At 51.9% G+C, this 21,171-nt stretch carries 19 protein-coding genes; 5 read left to right on the top strand and 14 right to left on the bottom strand.

What is annotated here, in order from left to right:
• Together arnB and PUZ33_RS08655 are read right to left on the bottom strand one after the other, a co-directional pair.
• Positions 1-1,140 carry a UDP-4-amino-4-deoxy-L-arabinose aminotransferase gene (gene arnB, locus PUZ33_RS08660; protein WP_058650531.1) on the bottom strand — a complete coding sequence of 380 codons (1,140 nt, stop codon included), beginning with the start codon at positions 1,138-1,140 and terminating at the stop codon, positions 1-3.
• A 324-nt stretch (positions 1,141-1,464) separates the two neighbouring features.
• Positions 1,465-1,971 carry a phenolic acid decarboxylase gene (locus PUZ33_RS08655; protein ID WP_029883623.1) on the bottom strand — a complete coding sequence of 169 codons (507 nt, stop codon included), beginning with the start codon at positions 1,969-1,971 and terminating at the stop codon, positions 1,465-1,467.
• Positions 1,972-2,070: 99 nt separating this feature from the next.
• Between PUZ33_RS08655 and PUZ33_RS08650 the strand changes: the two genes are divergently transcribed.
• The 3 genes from PUZ33_RS08650 (at position 2,071) to PUZ33_RS08640 (ending at position 4,548) form a co-directional block, all read left to right on the top strand.
• Positions 2,071-2,952 (top strand): LysR family transcriptional regulator, encoded by an 882-nt coding sequence (locus PUZ33_RS08650; protein WP_029883624.1) that lies wholly within the window; start codon positions 2,071-2,073, stop codon positions 2,950-2,952.
• 32 nt (positions 2,953-2,984) lie between these two features.
• Positions 2,985-3,779, top strand: a complete 795-nt coding sequence (locus PUZ33_RS08645) for an SDR family NAD(P)-dependent oxidoreductase (RefSeq protein ID WP_020687718.1) — start codon at positions 2,985-2,987, stop codon at positions 3,777-3,779.
• Positions 3,780-3,885: 106 nt separating this feature from the next.
• Entirely contained in the window at positions 3,886-4,548 is a 663-nt protein-coding gene (locus PUZ33_RS08640; protein ID WP_072203581.1) for an HAD family hydrolase, read from the top strand.
• A 60-nt stretch (positions 4,549-4,608) separates the two neighbouring features.
• On the opposite strand, the gene PUZ33_RS08635 is transcribed toward PUZ33_RS08640, so the two are convergent.
• From PUZ33_RS08635 to pcoA, 8 genes are all read right to left on the bottom strand, one after another.
• On the bottom strand, positions 4,609-5,634 hold the full coding sequence (locus PUZ33_RS08635; RefSeq protein ID WP_014833633.1) for a TerC/Alx family metal homeostasis membrane protein: 1,026 nt from the start codon (positions 5,632-5,634) through the stop codon (positions 4,609-4,611).
• Between the two features lie 446 nt (positions 5,635-6,080).
• Positions 6,081-6,515, bottom strand: a complete 435-nt coding sequence (gene pcoE / locus PUZ33_RS08630; RefSeq protein ID WP_000723069.1) for a copper resistance system metallochaperone PcoE — start codon at positions 6,513-6,515, stop codon at positions 6,081-6,083.
• Positions 6,516-6,732: 217 nt separating this feature from the next.
• Positions 6,733-8,133: a copper resistance membrane spanning protein PcoS gene (gene pcoS / locus PUZ33_RS08625; RefSeq protein ID WP_001211180.1), complete on the bottom strand. Its 1,401-nt coding sequence runs from the start codon at positions 8,131-8,133 to the stop codon at positions 6,733-6,735.
• On the bottom strand, positions 8,130-8,810 hold the full coding sequence (pcoR, locus tag PUZ33_RS08620) for a copper response regulator transcription factor PcoR (RefSeq protein WP_001188930.1): 681 nt from the start codon (positions 8,808-8,810) through the stop codon (positions 8,130-8,132). Before pcoR ends, pcoS begins: the two co-directional genes overlap by 4 nt.
• Positions 8,811-8,864: 54 nt before the next feature.
• Positions 8,865-9,743, bottom strand: coding sequence for a copper resistance inner membrane protein PcoD (pcoD, locus tag PUZ33_RS08615; RefSeq protein WP_229692861.1), 879 nt, complete (start codon positions 9,741-9,743; stop codon positions 8,865-8,867).
• A gap of 55 nt (positions 9,744-9,798) precedes the next feature.
• A complete protein-coding gene (gene pcoC / locus PUZ33_RS08610) occupies positions 9,799-10,179 on the bottom strand; it encodes a copper resistance system metallochaperone PcoC (protein ID WP_000025662.1) in 381 nt (126 codons plus the stop codon).
• 39 nt (positions 10,180-10,218) lie between these two features.
• Positions 10,219-11,109, bottom strand: a complete 891-nt coding sequence (pcoB, locus tag PUZ33_RS08605; protein ID WP_001378118.1) for a copper resistance outer membrane transporter PcoB — start codon at positions 11,107-11,109, stop codon at positions 10,219-10,221.
• A gap of 5 nt (positions 11,110-11,114) precedes the next feature.
• The gene (pcoA, locus tag PUZ33_RS08600) at positions 11,115-12,932 is read right to left on the bottom strand and encodes a multicopper oxidase PcoA (RefSeq protein WP_000925240.1); all 1,818 of its coding nucleotides are present in this window, start codon (positions 12,930-12,932) and stop codon (positions 11,115-11,117) included.
• Between the two features lie 234 nt (positions 12,933-13,166).
• On the opposite strand from pcoA, the gene PUZ33_RS08595 reads away from it, so the two are divergent.
• Together PUZ33_RS08595 and PUZ33_RS08590 are read left to right on the top strand one after the other, a co-directional pair.
• The gene (locus tag PUZ33_RS08595; RefSeq protein ID WP_001023257.1) at positions 13,167-13,616 is read left to right on the top strand and encodes a copper resistance protein; all 450 of its coding nucleotides are present in this window, start codon (positions 13,167-13,169) and stop codon (positions 13,614-13,616) included.
• A 288-nt stretch (positions 13,617-13,904) separates the two neighbouring features.
• Positions 13,905-14,642 carry a peptidoglycan DD-metalloendopeptidase family protein gene (locus PUZ33_RS08590; RefSeq protein ID WP_000287501.1) on the top strand — a complete coding sequence of 246 codons (738 nt, stop codon included), beginning with the start codon at positions 13,905-13,907 and terminating at the stop codon, positions 14,640-14,642.
• Between the two features lie 33 nt (positions 14,643-14,675).
• On the opposite strand, the gene PUZ33_RS08585 is transcribed toward PUZ33_RS08590, so the two are convergent.
• From PUZ33_RS08585 to silA, 4 genes are all read right to left on the bottom strand, one after another.
• On the bottom strand, positions 14,676-14,873 hold the full coding sequence (locus tag PUZ33_RS08585) for a DUF2933 domain-containing protein (protein ID WP_000843494.1): 198 nt from the start codon (positions 14,871-14,873) through the stop codon (positions 14,676-14,678).
• A 40-nt stretch (positions 14,874-14,913) separates the two neighbouring features.
• Positions 14,914-17,361, bottom strand: coding sequence for an Ag(+)-translocating P-type ATPase SilP (gene silP / locus PUZ33_RS08580; RefSeq protein WP_001353604.1), 2,448 nt, complete (start codon positions 17,359-17,361; stop codon positions 14,914-14,916).
• Between the two features lie 126 nt (positions 17,362-17,487).
• Positions 17,488-17,928: a DUF411 domain-containing protein gene (locus PUZ33_RS08575; RefSeq protein ID WP_000758228.1), complete on the bottom strand. Its 441-nt coding sequence runs from the start codon at positions 17,926-17,928 to the stop codon at positions 17,488-17,490.
• Between the two features lie 86 nt (positions 17,929-18,014).
• Complete coding sequence (silA, locus tag PUZ33_RS08570) at positions 18,015-21,161, bottom strand: Cu(+)/Ag(+) efflux RND transporter permease subunit SilA (protein ID WP_000574029.1); 3,147 nt, start codon at positions 21,159-21,161, stop codon at positions 18,015-18,017.
• Positions 21,162-21,171: the final 10 nt, after the last annotated feature.

Genomic DNA, 21,171 nt, shown 5'->3' with positions numbered 1-21,171 from the left:
TCAATGTCCTGCAAGCTGATGGAGCGCGGTAATGACGCGGGTTGTGTCGTCATGAGTCATGTCCGGGAAAAGTGGGAGAGAACAAATACGCGCGCTGTTCCATTCAGAATGCGGGAGCGATACATCAGGAAAACGCTCGCGGTAGTATTTTTGGGTGTGTGCCGCGCGGAAATGCAGGCCAGTACCGATGCCCTTCTCCTTCAGGGCCGCCATCAGGTTATCGCGGGAGATCCCGCAGCGGGCTTCATCCACGCGAATAATAAACAGGTGCCAGGCGTGCACATGCGGCCATGATGGAATAGTGAGCGGCTGGAACGGCGTGTCGGCCAGCTCGCGCAGGTAGCGTTCGGCGATGTCCTGACGGCGTTTATTGGCCTGTTTCAGTTTGCCCAACTGCACCAGCGCCAGCGCGGCGTTGATATCCGCGAGGTTGTATTTAAAGCCGGGCGCGATCACTTCGGCCTGCGGCGCGCGGCCGTGGGTCTGGCGGTCATAGGCATCGACGCCCAGACCGTGGAATTTCAGGCTGCGGATTTTTTGTGCCAGCTGTTCGTCATCCGTCACCACCAGACCGCCCTCGGCGCAGGTCATGTTTTTAATGGCGTGGAAGGAGAAAATTGCCGTGCCCTGCCAGCCCACGTGACGGTCTTTGTAGTACGTGCCCGCGGCGTGTGCCGCATCTTCGATCACCGGAATACCGTGACGCTCCCCCACCGCGCGGATAGCATCGATATCACACGGCGCACCGGCGTAATGCACCGGGATAATCGCTTTGGTACGCGGCGTAATCGCGGCGTCTACCGCGTCCGGGGTGACCATCAGGGTATCTTTGTCCACATCGATCATCACCGGGTTTGCCCCCAACAGAACGATCATATTCAGCGTGGAGACCCAGGTCAGGGAGGGGGTGATGACGTCATCGCCAGGGCCAATACCCAGCGCCATCAGGGTGACGTGCATCCCGGCCGTTGCCGAACTGACGGCAATGGCGTGGTGATTCCCGGTCAGCTGACAAAATGCCTCTTCAAGCGCCTGATTTTTCGGCCCGGTCGTGATCCAGCCAGAGGTTAATACCTCCTGCAACGCCGCGATTTCCTCATTACCCATTGAGGGGCGGGAAAAAGGCAAAAAATCACTCATCATTAATTTCCTTGCAATAAGAATGGCATGCTTTTGATATTAACCAATTAGCGGACCGTTTATTTCAACGGTTCATAAACTCATATCAAGGTAGCGCTCATTTCTTAGGGAAAAATTAAGAGAGGGAATTAAAATGTTTTCACATGAATATAAATATCTTTAAAAACATAAAGATATAAAATTATGAATTATTTATTTTGTGACAGCACTCAATTTTTTCAAAATGTAACGTTTAAACCAAAGCTCAACAAACAAAAAAAATCCCGGTTATTTCTTTAAAAACAGAAATAACCGGGAACTTTTCTTTTTAGTTAATTGTCGCGCTTATTTTAAATTATTTGGGAAGTCAGCGGGCAATTCACTGGCCGCACACGCAATTACGCTGTCATCGTTGGCCCCACAGTCGCGCACGAAGGTAATGGTGGCAAATTCATCAATCACTTCTGTTGGATAGGCCGGACCTGCATCGCGATAGCTGTTCATCAGTGGAATGTGATCGTTCTGGAAGCAGACGGTTTTTTCCGGGTTGTTCATGACCCAACGCGGGAAGAAGATAGTGCCATGGAACAGTTTGTCCCCAAGGTTCACAATCAGGCTAACGTCGGTGCCGGTGGGTTCAGTCCAGGAAATTTTATAAATACTCTCACCTACGCGAACAACATACACCTGCTGATCTTTTACCCAACGATTCCCCACCAGGCCGCTGTGAATACGGTAGTCGATGGTGTTTTCATTTTTGATATAAATCTCGTAGTTCCAGCCATTATCGTAGGTATAAACCAGATGTTTGCCGATGAAGCCGCTTAAGTCGTGTTTGTCGAAGGTGCTCATATAATGTCTCCTTTGTTTTGATGAGACGATCCTACCCCTTCAAAAAATGAATGAATAACGCTATGTTTGAATCAAATTCATCCAAATTTTAGATTGATTATGCACAAGACGACGCTCGAACAATGGTCCTTGCTGGAGAAGGTGGTGGATGCGGGCAGTTTTGCCAGAGCCGCGGAAGAGACGCACCGCAGCCAGTCTTCCGTCAGCTATAACCTGGCGCTACTGCAGGAACGGCTGGGGGTGGCGCTTCTGGTGCAGGAAGGCCGTCGGGCGGTGTTGACCCCTGCCGGGGAACTGCTGCTCAACCAGGTCAAACCGCTGCTGAAAGCCTTCGCGTACGTTGAGACACGCGCGCTTACCCTGCGTAACGGAATGCGCACGCGGCTGGATCTGGTGGTGGACAATATCTTTCCCCGCCGTCGTCTGTTCGCCATCCTGCGTCAGTTCCAGCAGCAGTATCCGCAGACTCAGGTCCGTCTCACCGAAGTGCTGGAAAATACCCGCGCCGATGCCATCAATGATGAAGCCGATGTGATGGTCTTAACCCGCCGCCAGGATATGACCGGGCTTGGCGAATGGCTGATGAATATCGACTTTGTTGCCGTAGCCCATCACCAGCATCCGCTCTTTCAGCTCGACGCGCCGCTGAACGACGACATGCTCCGCCCGTGGCCGCTGATTAAAATTGCGGACAACCAGACCGCGGCGCACTCCGCCAGTGGCTCGTGGACCTTTTCCACCATTGACGCGGCCATTGAGGCGGTGATGTCGCAGGTGGGTTACGGCTGGCTGCCGGAGGAGCGCATTCAGACTCAGCTGGAACAAGGGGTACTGAAGATGCTGCCGCTCAGCCATGGCGTGCGGCGAGCCACGCCGCTTCACCTGATTGTGAAGCGCTCGCTTAGCCCGCTGGACGAACAGGTTGAGTCGCTATTGCGCCTTTTTAGCCAGGAGCCGTCATCGTCACCTGCTACGCTTTAAGGTCCGAACGTTAAAACGATAAGGAGCAGATGATGAAAATCGATTTTACGGGGAAAGTGGCGCTGGTCACCGCCTCAACGGGTGGAATTGGCTTCGCCATTGCCAGAGGGCTGGCAGAAAGCGGTGCGGAAGTGATCGTCAATGGCCGCAGTACCGAGTCGGTGAATAAAGGTATTCAGCAGCTGCAGCAGGTGGTGCCGGGCGTGCAGGTGCGTGCCGCGATAGCCGATCTCAGCACGCCGGAAGGGGTCGAGTCGCTGCTGAAGGTGGCGAATAACGTGGACATTCTGGTCAACAATGCCGGGATTTACGGGCCGCAGGATTTCTATGCCACCGACGATGACACCTGGGAACGTTACTGGCAGACCAACGTAATGTCCGGCGTGCGTCTCTCCCGCGCACTGCTTCCCGGCATGGTGAAGAAAGGCTGGGGCCGCGTGGTATTTATCTCCTCCGAGTCGGCCTGCAATATCCCGGCGGACATGATCCACTACGGCGTGACCAAAACGGCACAGCTCTCGCTGGCACGCGGGCTGGCGAAGTTCGTGGCGGGTAGCGGCGTGACGGTCAACAGCGTATTGCCGGGGCCGACGATGTCTGACGGATTCGCAGAGATGATGAAAGACGAGATCGAGAAGACCGGTAAGTCGCTGGAACAGCTGGCAAAAGAGTTTGTGATGGCCAACCGCCCCAGCTCGGTGATCCAGCGAGCGGCCACGGTTGAAGAGGTCGCCAATATGGTGGTCTATGTCTGCTCAGCGCAGGCCTCCGCCACGTCTGGCGCGGCGTTGCGCGTCGACGGTGGCGTGGTGGATGACATTATCTGAGTGGCTCAGGCCGCAAGAATGAGAAAAAAAGCGTGAGGTTTAAGGACTGTGGCGCCAAAGCAGGTAAACTAACGAGCAGAATGTGTATTTCAGCTAAGACGTATTTATGACCAATATGATTGCCGACGAGACCGTGGCCAAATCTAACGTGCTCTCTGTCTTCGACTTTGATGGAACGTTAACACACCACGATAGCTTCATCCCTTTCCTGCGTTTTGCCTTCGGGAAACGTTACTTCGCGGGACGACTGGTGCGTATGGCATTGCCGACGCTCCACTGCGTACGCCGCAAGCTAACGCGTGATGAGCTAAAAGAGGTGCTGATCAAAACGTTCCTGACAGGGGTGGATGAACACTGGTTACGTCAGCAGGCGGAAGCGTTTTGCGAAAAATACTGGGACAAGCTGATGCGCCCCGAGGGGGTGCTGGCGGTGGCGGCGGAGGTGAACTCTGGCGCGGAAGTGACCATCTGTTCCGCCTCTCCGGCACTGGTGCTCCAGCCGTGGGCTGACAAGCTTGGCATCAAGCTGATTGGCACACAACTGGAAGTGAAAGACGGTAAGCTGACCGGGCGCATTACCGGCAACAACTGCCGCTGCGCCCAGAAAGTCGCCAGACTGGAAAAGGTGTATGGCAATCTGAACGAGTACCACCTGCGCGCCTGGGGGGATACCCGTGGCGACCACGAACTGCTGGCCGCAGCGCAGGATCCACACTGGCGGCACTTCCACCCACCGCGCAAGCGCCGCAACTCACCGATTAAGGGTTAGGTGCGGTCTGGTGCCCTCACCCCGGCCCTCTCCCACAGGGAGAGGGAGAAGAGCGTTGCATCAGGCCTCACGTTTCCCCGGGAACATTACGCTCGCAATAATCCCCAGCGCCAGCACGCCTAATACCACGAAGAGACTGGTCGTCGCGCCAATGCTGTAGCCGTGATGCCAGAAGTGATCTGTTGCATTCAACCCGAGCTTGAACGCCACGAAGAACAGCAGCAGGACCACCGCCTTCTCCAGGTGAACCAGATACTGCTTCAGCGCTTCCAGTACGAAATAGAGCGTACGCAGGCCGAGGATGGCAAACATCATGGCGCTGTAGATAATCAGCGGCTCGCGGCTGACGGCGATAATGGCCGGTACGGAGTCAAACGCGAACATCACATCAGACAGCTCCACGACCGCCACGCATAGTAATAATGGCGTCGCGTAACGTTTCGCTTTTTTGACGCGCCCAACCATTACGTCCTGGTTTTCTGGTTTTTCCAGCTCCGCATCCACCTCTTTCTGGGTCAGAATAAAGGCGTGGCTGCTGATTTTCGGCCAGACAGGATAGAAGCGTTTCACCAGGCGATAGGCCAGGTGTCCGGAGTAATCTTCAACCTCGTCGCTCTCTTCGTTGCGCCTGAGCATCATCACCGCCGTCCAGCCAACGACCAGCGCAAAAATAACCTCCACGTACGGCCCCAGACTCAGCAGGCTGGTCCCAATGGCCACGAAGATACCGCGGAAGACAATCGCCCCCAGCACACCCCAGTAGAGTACGCGGTGACGGTACTTATCCGGCACGCCGAACCAGGCAAAAATCGCCATCATCACAAACAGGTTATCGACCGAGAGCACCTCTTCCAGCGCGTAGCCGGTGAGGAACAGGCTCGCCATCTCGGCACCGTGGTGAACATACAGGAACCCGGCAAACGCCATCGCCATCGAGAACCAGAAAACGGACCACATCGCGGCACTTTTCAGCGAGACAGGCTTATCGTGACGGTGCATGAAGAGGTCGATAAACATCGCCCCGACAGCCATCACCACAAAGACAACAACGGTTTCCGTCGGGAAACCGAGATGAGCAGCAGACATACACAACCCTTTTGTAGAGGCAAAACACAAAAACCATGCAGACTGGCATATGCCAGCAGAGAAAAAGAGTGGTGCCCTGGGCACATCACTCTGAAAAGTAAAAGTTTAAACGTTCTTTTCGGCTGTGTAGAGACATTAAAGTTGTATCCTTTAACCTGAAAAAGACTTTAAAGTTGTAAAGTTTTAAAAAAACACATACAAAACATGATGCTAAGTGTGTATCACACGCTGTTCCAACATTATGCCTTGATGTTCTTGCAGGAACTGCAATTTACAGGAGGAAAAAGGTGTTTTTGTAGTTATCTGGCGTTACGTGACAGTGTTGGTCAGATACTTCCACCTCTTCAGAGTTAAAGTTTGATATATGGGAAAAAAAACGCTCCCGGACGGGAGCGTAAGCCAGTGACTTCGGCGTCAAATGAGGGTCTAACAAGTGGAGCTGCGGGTTAATTCTGGGTGATCTGACTGCGATGCTTATCAGCCTGCTGCTGGTGAACAACGGAAGACTGACCATTATTCGCCTTCTCATGTACAGCTGCGGCCTTCTCATGCTCGCTCATTTCAGAAAATGACTTTGCTGTTTCGTTGGTAGCTCCGGGTTTAGCTTTCATCATTTTTTTATGCATTTCAGCCATGTCCTGGTGGGCAGCAGAATTGCTGTTTTGCATCATGTCATGGGACATTGCGGCCTGATCGTGACTGCTCATATCCATCATTGTCATGCTGTCTCCCTGAATTGCACTTTTTTCAGCAGATGACTGCATCTGGTGGGCAGGTGCCTGTGCATTATTTACCTGGTCATGCATGTTCATTGTCTCTGCAGCCATGGCAGATGAAGCGGCAGCCATAATGGCAACAAATGATACGAGAATCTTTTTCATGGTTGGGTCTCCGGTGTTTACATACCCAAACAATCAATGGCTTATAACAGAGAAAGCAGTTGATCTCAGGGCGGGTTAATCATCACTCCAGGAACCAGGTGATTGTGTTATCACGCTGCTCCTGATTTATGAATAATTATAAAAAACCGCCTCTGTTTATCGCGTGACTGAATGATGACAATTTTGTCACCTTCCAGGTTTCTCCTGAACAACGGGATTAATCCATTAACAGGCGCACTTTGAACACAATTTCACGCCCCTGCTGTTCTGCTGACAGCTCGCCGCCGTGAGCATGAATGATCGACCTTGTAATTGATAATCCCAGCCCCGCGCCTTCCGTGTTGTAGAACCTTGATGAGTCTGCGCGATAGAACCGGTCAAACAAACGTTCCAGATTAGCGGGAACCTGGCCGGACATCGTATTCGTAATCATCACGTTCACACAGTCACTGTCACGCTCAAGGTGTATCGCTGTACAGGTGTTATCGGGAGAATACTTGATTGCATTGGAAAGCAGGTTACTGAAAGCACGTCGGAGCATATCGCTGTCTCCGGCAACAACGCCCTCTCCTTCAACCGTGATTGTCTTTCCTGTTTCGTCTGCCAGGGGCTCGAACAACTCACGTAATTCATTCAGTTCGGCTGCCAGATCCACATCATGTTTATCCAGCCGCAGCAGACCATGCTCTGAACGTGCCAGAAAAAGCATGTCACTGGTCATTCGTGACAACCTTTTCAGTTCTTCCAGGTTAGCGAATAAAATTTCGCGGTAATGCGAAACATCCCTTTCCTTAGCCAGTGCAAACTGCGTCTGCATCATCAGATTACTGACTGGTGTGCGCAGCTCATGCGCGATGTCAGACGAGAAATCTGACAGTTTCCGGAATGCCCCCTCCAGGCGATCAAACATATTATTGAACTCCTGCATGGTCTCAGAGATTTCCGGCGGAGCCAGATCGGGATTTAGACGCTGATCCAGGCTGTGTACGGTCATGGAGGAAGCCAGACTGGTCATTTCCCGTAGCGGTTTCAGACCAATACGTGTGGTCAGCCAGCCCAGAAAAACAGAAATAAAGACCAGACCGATATTGAACCAGAACAGCCAGGTACTGAGTTTGTCCATAAACAGGGTGTGATACCCAGTATCCGTGGCAACCGTAATGATGACATGTTTGCTTTTACCCTGTTCCGGCGTCACGGCAACCCGCCGCGAGATACTGCGGTACACGGTGTTATTTTCTTCCGTCTGGATCATATAGTCGAGAATATCACCCGACTTATTAAGCAGGACCGCTGGAACAACAGAATTTTTGGCATAGAGTTCAACAATTTTTTCATTTTCCATGTTTTTTATAGAAATGAATAAGCCATTGTGCCCCACCATCGCATCGTTTATTTTTTCTGATAATGACTTAATATCCGTTTTGTTCCTGAACGTCTCTGTTTTAAGAAACTCTTCGGTGAGCTGAAGTTTACCTGTCAGAAAATCGCGGTCCTGATTATCGAAATAGCCATTAAGGGTGCTAATCAGGATAAAACTTGATAACCACCATACCGTAAGCATCACCGCAGAAAAAATCAGGCTCAGGCGTGTGGTCAGGGAAATTTTGAACCTCACTCTTCTCTGATCTCCAGGACATATCCGGCACCGCGAACGGTATGGATCAGTTTTGGCTCAAAGTCATCATCAATTTTACTTCTCAGACGTCTCACGGCGACATCAATCACATTCGTATCACTGTCAAAATTCATGTTCCAGACCAGGGACGAGATAAGACTCCTGGGTAACACTTCTCCGGTGCGTTGCAGCAGCAACTCAAGCAGAACGTATTCTTTACCGGTGAGATGGATCTTCTTCCCCGAACGGATCACGGTCCGGCGCACCATATCAACGGTCATATCGGCGATGGTGCAGACTGTTGCGGCCTGCGAGCGTGCCCGGCGCAGTAGGGTTCTTACACGTGCAACCAGCTCCGTAAAATCAAAGGGCTTAATCAGGTAGTCATCTGCGCCAAGCTCCAGTCCTTTCACTTTGTCCCGCACGTTGTCCTTTGCGGTTAAAAACAGGACCGGTTCTTCGTGCCCGGACTCCCTCAGTGCGCTGATGATTTGCCACCCGTCGAGGAAAGGCAGCATCACGTCCAGTATTATCAAATCATACTGTCCCTTCGACGCGGCCCCGAGACCATCGCGGCCATTATTAAAGAGATCGGCCTGATAGCCTTCCTCAACCAGTCCCTGCTGCAGGTAACGACCTGTTTTTTGTTCGTCTTCAACGATTAAAATACGCTGCATGGTCAACTCGCTGATATGAAAGTAAAAATCTCACGCATGAGCTTTGGCTGTCCCCTAGCTGACCTGAGACGGAGCAAGCATTCCGAGCCACGCTACGGCGCCCAGAATGATAATCGCAACAACGAATTCTGTCAGGATGCTGTTTCGCATCAGGGCAACGCTGCGATCATAATTCCCTTCCCTGACCATAACTTCAAGCCGGGGACCCAGGTGAAACCGGTTTGCTGCAGCCAGAAGAAGCATCAGAACAAACAGAGCCGTCTTGGCAAGCAATATCCTCCCCCAGGAACTGTTGAATAAGGGAGTTAAGTTACCCTCAGCAATATACAGATAGTTGACCAGCGCACTCAGGATCAGGGCTACAACAATCACCGTTCCTGCCGTGGCAAATTTTGCCAGGGAGTCAGATATCACAATGACGCTCTGTGCATTATGCTCGTTTCTGCGCATCAGCAGGATAGCAAATGCAACCAGAGCACCTGTCCAGGCACCTGCAGCGCCGAGATGGGTCAGATCGCTCAGTAAATGGAGATAGTAATGCAGACCGTCATGCATAACGGCGTGTCCTCCCCAGGCAAGTGTAGCCAGCGCCACGCCCCCACTCATCGTCATCAGCAGGCAGGACAATACTCTCTTATTAGTGTAAAGGAACAAAGCACCGAGTGTGGTAAACAGGGCACAGAGCCTGACAATCCAGCTAATACCCACATCAGTTTCTTCTATCACCATCTCGATAACATGGATGGATAATTCTCTGAGGTCAGTTACTCCACTCATGGCATTAGATACCAGGAGCATATTAATGCCAGTAAGAATGATGCCTGTAACAACAGCAAAAGTTATAAACGACCTGAAATTAGTCAGGTTATAGGTTTCATGTCTGACACCGCTTATTCCATATATCTGAAAAAATGGCAATCCAAATATTACCATCAAATCCAGATAAAGAAGAAAACGAATAACAATCATAATCAGGTCGTTCATAATATTACTTCACTGTAAAGGTGTAATTACCGGTAATAGGGTGCGTATCTGAAGAAACCGCGCGCCAGTCAACACGATAAGTGCCAGCGGGTAAAGGCTCTCGCGGAATAATGACCATCGATTTAGGGTCAGCGCCTGGCGCCACTTTTGCCGCGACCGGCATCGGAGAATGTGATGACATGCCTTTCATACCCGTCATCGTTAATTTTGCACCTGAGAATTTCACGGTCAGATTTTCCGAGAAATTAAGCTGAATCTTTTCCGGGGCCGCTACGGCTGAATCAGCCTGTGGCACAGAGCTTTTTAATTCCGGATGGGCCATAGCAGAGAAAGCAACGCCCATAACGAGGCCACCTGTAAGAATGGCTTTATTTAAAATCGACATTTTATTTACCTGTTTAGTTGAGTGTTTTATATCAGTGCGTTAAAACCAGATTCTGGCTCCCGCCAGGAATACTACCTGATGGTCTTTCTCACCTTCTCTTTTCGCCATATCGGATGTTTTCCCGTAAAGTTGATTCCAGGAAACGCCTATATAGGGTGCAAACTCACGGCGTATTTCATAGCGCAGCCGGAGCCCCAGCTCTGTGTCAGTCAGTCCCCTGCCGCGACCCCGCGATTCATCATCCTGACTGTAGAAATTCACCTCATAGGATGGCTGGAGTATGAGCCGGTTAGTCAGTAAAACGTCGTATTCTCCTCCCAGACGAAGGGCTGCTTTTCCGCCATTACTGACAAAACCCGTAATTTCAGACTCAAAATTATAGAGTGCCAGCCCCTGAAAACCGACAGCAGCCCAGGTCCGGGCAGAAGCAGGTCTGAAATCCTGCCTGACACCCGCAACCAAATCCCACCATGGGCCAACCGCATGTCCCCAGAGTAACTGCGCTTCAGCCGCCTCCGTTTCCCCATTGCTTCGTTCACCTTCACTCTTTAGCCAAATCCGATCTGTGTCGCCTCCAATCCAGCTGTTAACACTCCAGCTGAAATTGTTGGTGTTATCCGACCGTTGCCATTCCAGTTGATCCAGCAGAACCAGATAATTAATCGCACTGTCGTGAATCGCATGCCCCTGTAAATTGCCGAATGCAGCCTTCCGGTCGGCATCGGTAACAGGCGGAATTGGCGTTCTGCTCTCAGTTACAATGGGCTCCATTGACGTCATCTCAGTGAAATTCTCATCTGCTGGCATCTGCATGGCAGACATGTCGTGCCCGGCGTGGGGATCTGCAGAGACGGAGCCCGCCGCAATAGAAAGCTGTGAGGTAAACAAACCGGCGACCAGAACAGGTATGGCCTTCAAATTTCTCTTCATTCGCATCATTCCTCCACCCGGACTTCACGAAACATTCCCATTTCCATGTGATAGAGCAAATGGCAGTGATACGCCCAGCGGCCAAGCGCATCTGCTGTCACTCTGTAACTGCGTTTTGTACCAGGGGGAACATCTATTGTGTGTTTACGAACCATGAAATTACCGTTTTCATCTTCCAGATCGCTCCACATACCATGCAGGTGAATGGGGTGAGTCATCATGGTATCGTTGATCAGCGTGATCCTGAGCCGCTCACCGTATTTCAGCAGCACCGGTGCGGCATCTGAAAACTTGATTCCGTTAAATGACCAGGCAAACTTTTCCATGTGGCCGGTTAAATGCAGTTCTATGGTACGGCCAGGTTCACGTCCGTCAGGATCCTCAAAGCGGCTTTTCAAATCCGCGTACGTGAGAACCTTTCTTCCGTTATTTCGAAGACCAATACCCGGATCATTTAATTTCGGAGAGACGCTCATCGCCTGCATATCAACCAGTGGGTTATCCGTTTCTGACGCAGGATGACTTTGCATACCCGGCATTCCGGCCATCCGGGAATGATCCATACCGGCCATGCTGCTGTGATCCATGGGCGCGGAGGATGTCCCGCTATCCGGAAGGTCAGCACCGTCCATAGACATCATCTCTCCGCTGTTATCCATGCCTCCCATCTGGCTGTGGTCCATTCCTGCCATATCATGTCCCATTCCCCCCATACCCATATCTTCCATGGTCAACAGAGGACGGGGATCGAGGGGGGGAACGGCAGCACTTAACCCCTCTCTCGTGGCCAGTGTCCCTCGAGCGTAACCGGTCCTGTCCATGGATTGTGCGAAGATGGTATAGGCCTCACCCTGAGGCTCCACAATGACATCATAGGTTTCGGCAACGGCAATCCTGAATTCGTCAACAGTAACCGGGTTTACATACTGGCCATCTGCAGCCACGACCGTCATTTTCAGCCCGGGGATACGGATATCGAAATAGGTCATTGCCGAGCCGTTGATAAACCGTAAGCGTATCTTTTCACCGGGACGGAACAGTCCGGTCCAGTTTTTCAGCGGGGCCTGCCCGTTCATGAGATAGGTGTAGGTGTAGCCACTGACATCCGCGAGGTCAGTCGGATTCATTTTCATTTCAGCCCACATTTTCCGATCGGCAATGGTGGCTGACAGCCCCCTGGTATTCACGTCGCGGAAAAAAGAGCCAACGGTTGGTTTATTGAAATTGTAGTAATCCGACTGTTTTTTTAATTTTTTCAGCAGGCTGTGAGGATTTTCATCGGTCCAGTCAGACAACATGACCACATGCTCACGATCGTAAGTAAACGGTTCTGGCTCCCCGGCATCGATGATAATGGCACCGTATACCCCCTCCTGTTCCTGCAGACCGGAATGGCTGTGGTACCAGTAAGTCCCGTTCTGCTTAACCTTAAAGGTGTAAACGTAGGTATCATCAGGCTCTATGCCCATAAAACTCAGCCCCGGAACACCATCCATATTGGCCGGAAGAATAATGCCGTGCCAGTGAATGGACGTCTGTTCATTAAGACGGTTTTTGACCTTCAGGGTAATGGTGTCACCTTCTTTCCAGCGAAGAACGGGCCCCGGCAGGCCTCCATTGATTGTTTTGGCCTGACGCTCACTGCCCGTGATATTGACGGCCGTTTCACCAATGGTCAGGTCAAACTGAGTACCCTGCAGGGATGCGGCAACTGGCAGGCTCAGACTGGAACGCGCATTGAAACTCCATACGCCAAGACTTCCGGCTACGCCAGAGAGGGTTAACCCCTTCAGGAAAGTTCGTCGAGACGTTTTCAACAGCATGCGCATTCCCTTATTTAAAGTATGGTTACTGACAGAATTCGAGAACCGATTTAAATTAAATTACTGGTTCATCCACTTACAATGAAATGAATCTAGCACACCTTAAGAAACAAATTCATTACAATCGTGTAATGTACATAGCTGTATTACATTTACGTCATCTTCCCCACAGGTTGATTATTTTTATATATGATCATAAGGATATCTTTTATTTACCTCAGAAGGTAATTACACATGAATATATTAATCACGACCACTGCGTTTACAGCTTTATTTTGTGGGGCAGCTTTTGCTCAGTCCAGTGATATTGCCCATGAAGCACATCGATTTGTTAATAATGCCTCAGCCGTCAGTCATGTGAATTCCTCGACGCATGAAAACTTACCGGACAGGGTTAATAAAAACAACACGCCCTCATTCTCTGAAATGAATGAACATGAAAGGGCCATTGTTGCTCATTCATTTATGAACAACAGCGCGTCCTATGCGCATCAGAAAATGATTGAGGAACATAAAAAAATGCTGTCCGGCAGTGATGCAAATTCAAAGACCTCGTCTTCTTCTTTTAACGAACTGAATGCCGGAGAAAAAGCCGCTCTCGTGCATGAGCAGGTCAATAATGCCGGTGCGGAAGCACATCAGACGCAGGCAAGAAAGCTTCGCGGGCTGTATTCGACCAGGTAACTGCAGGCGGGTTAGTGCTTAGCGTCAGGTGCGCAGCAGGGCTTTACTGACGGGTTACGTAGCAGGACATGAGCCCCATATTGCTCTGCCGTAACCTGTTTCAGTCCCGTTAATCATCACCGTCGGGCTGGTCATACAGTTCCCAGAGCTTCAGGAGCAAACGGGAAACAAGATATGTTACAAAAATGACGACCATCAACGGTGCTCCCGATTAACTGACAGATGACACGCCTCCTGAAAACCCCTAGCATACGCCGCAGTGTTCATGCTAACGGCGAATTCCAGTAAATGTATTCTACCGATGTCGTAAAAGAAAATGCCTACCTTTCAGCCACCCGCTCGGGGCTGGAATCGAACGAGATCGCTACTCTTCAGCGCTCCTTGCCTTCCCGGTTTAATCTGCGGCATTTGAAAAAAAATGAATCATTAAAACTCGTACTGCAAAAGAAAGCGGGAAAATCACGTGTCGTGGCCTATAAATTTACGTCCGGTTCATTTAATTACACGGCGTATCGTATATCAGATAAAAAGTTCTATAACCTTTCCGATACTTCCGGGAAAGGCAGTCTCGATTATCCGTTACCGGCCACAGCAAGACTCAGTTCGCCTTTCAATCCTGCAAGACTTAACCCGGTATCGGGAAAAGTGAGTCCCCATAATGGCATTGATTATTCCATGCCCATGAACACGAAAATAGTCAGCGTCATCGACGGAAAAATCACCCGGGCCGAATACAACAGTACCATGGGATATTTTGTTGAAGTAACGGGAAAAGCCGGTGTTAAAACTCGCTATCTCCACCTCAATAAAATACTCGTTACTAAAGGGGCCAGGGTTACACGGGGAGGTGCTATTGCGTTATCCGGTAACAGCGGACGTTCATCCGGTCCTCATCTGCATTACGAGCTGGTCATCAATAACAACCCTGTTAACTCTCTGGCGTTCCGGGCAGCGGCACCCGCTGATAACAAACTCGAACAGCATGCCTTTGCGCATGCCAGAGACTACGAACGATACCTGGACTGATAACGGGACCGCGACGCGGCCCCGTCTGCCGGATTAATTTTTTTTATCGTTTTCACTTCCGTGATGTTGATGATCTCCATGCCCTCCGTGGCCGTGGAAAAGATGCATTAGCGGGCAGACCAGCAATAACAGATATGGCCAGTAACCTGCCACATGTGACCAGTGTTCGCGCAGGAGGGCAAATGCCGCGATCGCGGCGACAGCAATAAGCGCATAGGTGGTACTTTTCATACTGGACTCCTTCTGTTCGTAACTGACCCTTCACTCAGTGTTATTTCCCGAGCCTGACACTTTTCAGACGCAACGCATTCACAATGACGCTGACGGAGGAAAGAGCCATGGCCGCCGCCGCAATAACTGGCGACAGCAGTATTCCATACACAGGATAAAGCAGACCTGCAGCCACAGGCACGCCAAGTGCGTTGTAGATAAATGCAAAAAACAGATTCTGACGGATATTTTTCATGGTGATCTCTGACAGATGACGGGCCCTGTTCAGTATCATCAAGTCGCCTTTGAGAAGGGTGACTCCGGCACTTTCAATTGCCACATCTGTACCCGTTCCCATGGCTATACCCACGTCAGCCGCTGCCAGCGCCGGGGCATCATTCACACCGTCTCCGGCCATCGCAACCACATGGCCAGACTCTTTCAGTCGGGTTATCACTGCTTTTTTGCCATCCGGCAGAATTCCGGCTTCAACCTCATCTATTCCCAGTTTCCGTGCGACTGCTTCAGCAGTAAGCTGGTTATCCCCGGTGAGCATAACGATGCGGATCCCCGCCTGACGCAAAGCTTTAAGCGCATCCGGCGTGGTTGTTTTCACGGGATCCGAGATAGCTATCAGGCCTGCAAGGTCCCCGTCTGTGGCCACATAGATAACGGTAGCGCCTTCCATCCGCAACGTATCCGCAACGGCCTTTTGATTATCAATAACTATACTGTTTTCCTGCATAGCCAGTTCATTACCAATAACAACCCGTTGACCTTCGACATCGCCTGAGACACCTTTACCCGACGGTGCATCGAAATGAGTGACTGCGGGTATTGCGATCCCCTTTTCCTGTGCTGCTTTAACTACTGCCATACCCAGCGGATGCTGCGAGCCTTTTTCCACTGCGGCTGTTACACGCAAAAGAGATGTTTCCCCACCCGGATTGAGACTGATAATCCCTGTCACCGTAGGCGAACCTTCCGTGAGCGTGCCTGTTTTGTCGACAACCAGCGTGTCCACTTTTTCAAGACGCTCAAGGGCTTCGGCATTCCTGATTAACACCCCGGCCTGGGCTCCTTTGCCCACCCCCACCATTATCGACATCGGCGTGGCCAGCCCCAGCGCGCAGGGACAGGCAATAATCAGGACCGACACAGCCGCAATGAGACCGTGCGCCATCCTGGGCTCGGGCCCCCAGACAGACCAGATCACGAAAGCAACAACCGCGATAAGTATCACCAGAGGAACAAACCAGCCTGAAACGCTGTCAGCCATTCTCTGGATGGGGGCACGCGAACGCTGTGCATCAGCGACCATCTGAACAATTCGTGAGAGCATTGTTTCATCACCGACTTTCTCTGCACGGATGATGAGACTCCCTGTCTGATTAATGGTCCCCCCGATGACAGGGTCACCCTCCGTTTTGGTAACCGGCATAGATTCCCCGGTCACCATCGATTCATCAACGGTTGTTTTGCCTTCGATCACGATACCGTCGACCGGAATACTCTCTCCAGGTCTGATGCGGAGCTTATCGCCAGGCAGGACATCTTCCGCATTAATATCCGTTTCATGACCGTCATGATCCAGCCGTCTGGCGGTTTTGGGGGCAAGGTTCAGAAGCGCAGTAATGGCGCCTGAGGTTTGTTCCCGTGCCCGCAGCTCAAGAACCTGTCCCAGCAGAACAAGCACCGTAATAACTGCTGCGGCTTCAAAATAAACGGCCACCAGGCCATCCATGTTTCTGAACGATGCAGGAAACCAGGAGGGGAAGACGGTTGCAATGACGCTGTAAACCCAGGCTACGCCGGTCCCCATTGCAACAAGGGTAAACATATTCAGGGAGCGGTTACGTAACGACATTCCGGCCCGGGCGAAGAATGGCCAGCCACACCACAACACGACAGGGGAGGCCAGAAGCAGCTGCAGCCATGTGTTGTACTGTGGCGGTACTGTATTCCTCAACTCGGGAAACAGATGAGATCCCATTTCGAGTACCAGAACCGGAAACGCCAGCAACAACCCCAGCCAGAAGCGTCTTGTCATGTCGTGAAGTTCATCACTCGGCCCCGTGGATGCCGTAGCTACGAGCGGCTCCAGTGCCATTCCACAGACAGGACAGCTTCCGGGACCACTGCGGCGTATCTCCGGGTGCATCGGACATGTCCACACACCTTCAGAATTCTCTTTTTCCGCCTGGTGGTGAGGCTGTTTTATCTGATCAGGGCTGACTTCGTGATGATCGTGGTGATGGTGATGGGAATGTTCACTGGCATCTTCGGTAAGATAACGATCGGGATGGGCTTTAAATTTACTCTCACAGCTGGCGGAGCAGAAATAAAGTTGATGGTCCTGGTATCGAATGCTGCTGTGCGCCCTGTCGGGCAGGATGGCCATCCCGCACACGGGATCTCTCACCTTATGCAATACGTGGCCCTCGTCCGGGGATAATGTCTGCTCAGAAGCAGTCTGGTTGTTGTGTTGCACTGCATTGTCATTTTTCACAGTAACTCTCCTTATGCATACCGAAGCATCTTCTGTCTTCAGGGTATGTCATGGATGCGATTACCACGAATATCGCCGGCACAGGAGTGCCTGCTACCGGCGTCCCGTTATCAGCCGTTCCGCTGACTATTCGATTCGCTGGAAGACTTTTTTACTTCCATCCGGTGAGAATGCGATAACATCGTAAGCCTCTTTTCGGGCTCCCATCTCCATTCCAGGACTTCCTGCTGGCATACCGGGGGTGGCGAGACCGTATATACCTGAACCAGACTGCATTGCCTTATGTATCGTTGTCGCAGGCACATGGCCTTCAATGATCAAATTACCGGCAACCGCGGTATGACAACTTCGCAGTCCTGCAGGAATAGCATGCTTTTCTTTCAGGGCTGACAGCGCCTGATCATTCATGACGTGAGTTCGTACTTCAAACCCGTCTTTTTCCATCGCTTTGCCCCACAGGGAACAACAGCCACAGTTTTCAGATTTGTACATATCAATCACTTTTTCACTCGCCATCGCGGGCAGTGAAAGGCCGAGAGCCAGCGCCATCAGAACCACTTTTTTCATACTCACCTCTGTATATTATCGATTTAAACCCTGACGTCAGGGTGAATCAGTAAAGAAGGACACCCACAGGGGGTGCCCTTTCAGGTTCAGGACACGCTTTTTTTATGTCTGCGCAGCCAGATTAATTTGTAGGCGGCAGGAATAATGAACAGGGACAGCAGCGGAGCCGTGATCATCCCACCAATCATGGGTGCCGCGATACGGCTCATGACTTCTGAACCTGCACCGGTTCCCCAGAGTATTGGCAGCAGACCCGCAATGATCACCGCCACGGTCATGGCTTTCGGCCGGACACGCAGTACGGCACCATGATAGAGGGCTTCATCAAGGCCTTCCGGTGTGAACGTCTCTTTACGGGACAATTCCGGGTGCGCTTCAATGGCATGACGCAGATACATCAGCATGACCACGCCAAACTCTGCTGCCACCCCGGCCAGAGCGATAAACCCCGTTCCGGTTGCGACAGACATATGGAAGCCCTGCCAGTACAGGAACCATATCCCGCCAACCAGGGCGAACGGCAGGCTCATCAGGATCAGCAGGGCTTCATCAACCCGGCGGAATGCCAGATACAACAGGATGAAGATGATCATCACCGTCATCGGCACCATCAGCTTCAGTTTCTTGTTGGCATGCTCAAGCAGTTCAAACTGTCCGGAGAATGACACGCTGGTACCCGGTCTCAGTTTCACTTTCTGACTGATCGCCGTTTTAATGTCATTAACCACCGACACCATATCCCTGCCGCGCGCGTCAATGTAAATCCAGCTGGCTGGACGGGCATTTTCCGTTTTCAGCATAGTCGGCCCGGAAACGACCTTAATATCCGCAACATCGCCCAGCGTGATCTGCTGCTTCATCGGGGTCAGGATCGGCATCTGTTTCAGGGCCTGCGGGCTGTTCCGGTAATCCTGCGGATAGCGGATATTAATCGGGTACCGGGCCACGCCTTCAACCGTTTCCCCTACCGTCGCGCCGCCGATGGCTGATGAGATGAACAGCTGCACATCGCCCACCGTCATTCCGTAGCGGGAGGCTTTTTCCCGGTTGATATCCACATCAATGTAGCGCCCGCCTTCCAGTCGCTCTGCGAGAGCAGACACTACGCCGGGTACGGTTTTGGCGACCGCTTCGATACTCTGCGCCGTTGCATCGATATCGGACAGAACCGTTCCGGACACCTTGATACCTATCGGGCTTTTGATCCCGGTTGAGAGCATATCAATACGGTTACGGATTGGCGGCACCCAGAGGTTTGCCAGCCCCGGTAAACGGACGGTCCTGTCGAGTTCTTCAATAATCTTGTCAATCGTCATGCCTGGACGCCACTGATCCTCAGGTTTGAGCTGGATCGTGGTTTCAACCATTTCGAGCGGTGCGGAATCCGTGGCGGTCTCTGCTTTACCGGTCTTGCCAAATACAGAGGCCACTTCAGGAACGCTTTTGATTAACTTGTCCGTCGTCTGCAGGAGCGCTGCAGCTTCAGCCGGAGAGACACCCGGCAGGGTCGACGGCATATACAACAGGTCGCCCTCGTTAATCTTCGGCAGAAACTCACCGCCCACCTGGCTCAGCGGCCAGATAACGGTGAAAATGGACAAGGCCGCAACCAGCAGGGTTGTTTTTGGCCAGTGGAGAACCCGCAACAGCAATGGATGATACGCTTTGATCAGTACCCGGTTCAGGGGGTTACTGGTCTCTGCAGGAATTTTCCCCCGGATCCAGAATCCCATCAGAATCGGAATGACGATGATGGCCAGCGCGGCCGCGCCCGCCATGGAGTACGTTTTCGTGAATGCCAGCGGGCCAAACAGACGTCCTTCCTGACCTTCCAGGGTAAAGATAGGAATAAAGGACAGGGTGATGATCAGCAGGCTGATAAACAGTGCGGGTCCCACTTCAACGGAGGCATCGGTAATCACCTTCCAGCGGGTGGCGTTGTCAATCTGCTCACCCGGATGCTGATGATCCCACTCCTCAAGCCGCTTATGCGCATTCTCAATCATCACAATGGCGGCATCCACCATCGCACCGACGGCAATCGCTATCCCTCCCAGCGACATGATATTGGCGTTCAGTCCCTGGAAGTGCATGACGATAAAGGCGATACACAGACCAAGCGGCAGAGAGATAATCGCCACCAGGGCAGAACGTACGTGCCACAGGAACAGGGCACAGACGATGGCCACCACGATAAACTCTTCCAGAAGTTTGGAACTGAGGTTATCAATCGCCCGGTCGATGAGCTGGCTGCGATCGTAGGTGGTCACGATTTCAACGCCTTCCGGCAGGCTGGCCTTCAGCGTCTCAAGTTTATCCCTCACTGCCGTGATAACGTCGCGTGCATTTTTACCCGACCGCAGGATCACCACGCCGCCAGCGACTTCGCCCTGGCCGTTCAGCTCGGCAATACCACGCCGCATTTCAGGCCCGGTCTGCACGCGGGCAACATCCCGCAGATAAACCGGCACGCCGTTCTCGCCTGTTTTCAGGACGATGTTATTAAAATCATCAATGCTCTGAAGATAACCGCTGGCACGGACCATATACTCAGCTTCGGCCATTTCAACGGATGAGCCACCGGCCTCCTGGTTAGACGATTCAAGGGCCTGTTTCACTTCGGGCAGGCTGATACCATACTGAGACAATTTTACCGGATTGACCTGAATCTGGTACTGTTTCACCACGCCGCCAACCGAAGCGACCTCAGCCACGTTCGGGATGGTTTTCAGCTCAAATTTCAGGAACCAGTCCTGCAGAGAACGCAGTTCTGAAAGGTCGTGTTTTCCGCTGCGATCGACAAGGGCATATTCAAATATCCAGCCCACCCCCGTGGCGTCCGGACCGATTTCAGAACTCACACCGGCGGGCAGTTTTCCCTGTACCTGGTTCAGGTACTCCAGCACGCGGGAACGGGCCCAGTACAGATCGGTGCCGTCTTCAAAAATGACATACACATACGAATCACCGAACTGTGAAAAACCACGCACGGTTTTTGCGCCAGGCACGGACAGCATGGTGGTGGTAAGTGGATAGGTGACCTGGTTTTCTACAATCTGCGGGGCCTGGCCGGGATAGCTGGTTTTGATAATGACCTGCACATCTGACAGGTCAGGCAAGGCATCGACAGGCGTGTTAATAATCGTCCATGTGCCCCAGATGCTGAGAAACAGGGCCCCCATCATGACCAGGAAACGGTTGGCGACAGAGCGCCGGATAATCCATTCAATCATCGTCGTCTCC

It is taken from the genome of Enterobacter cloacae complex sp. 2022EL-00981 (genome assembly GCF_028737495.1).
Classification (GTDB): domain Bacteria; phylum Pseudomonadota; class Gammaproteobacteria; order Enterobacterales; family Enterobacteriaceae; genus Enterobacter; species Enterobacter cloacae.
The sequence above is the reverse complement of the archived record's forward strand: the minus strand, read 5'-3'. Positions and strand labels throughout refer to the sequence as shown.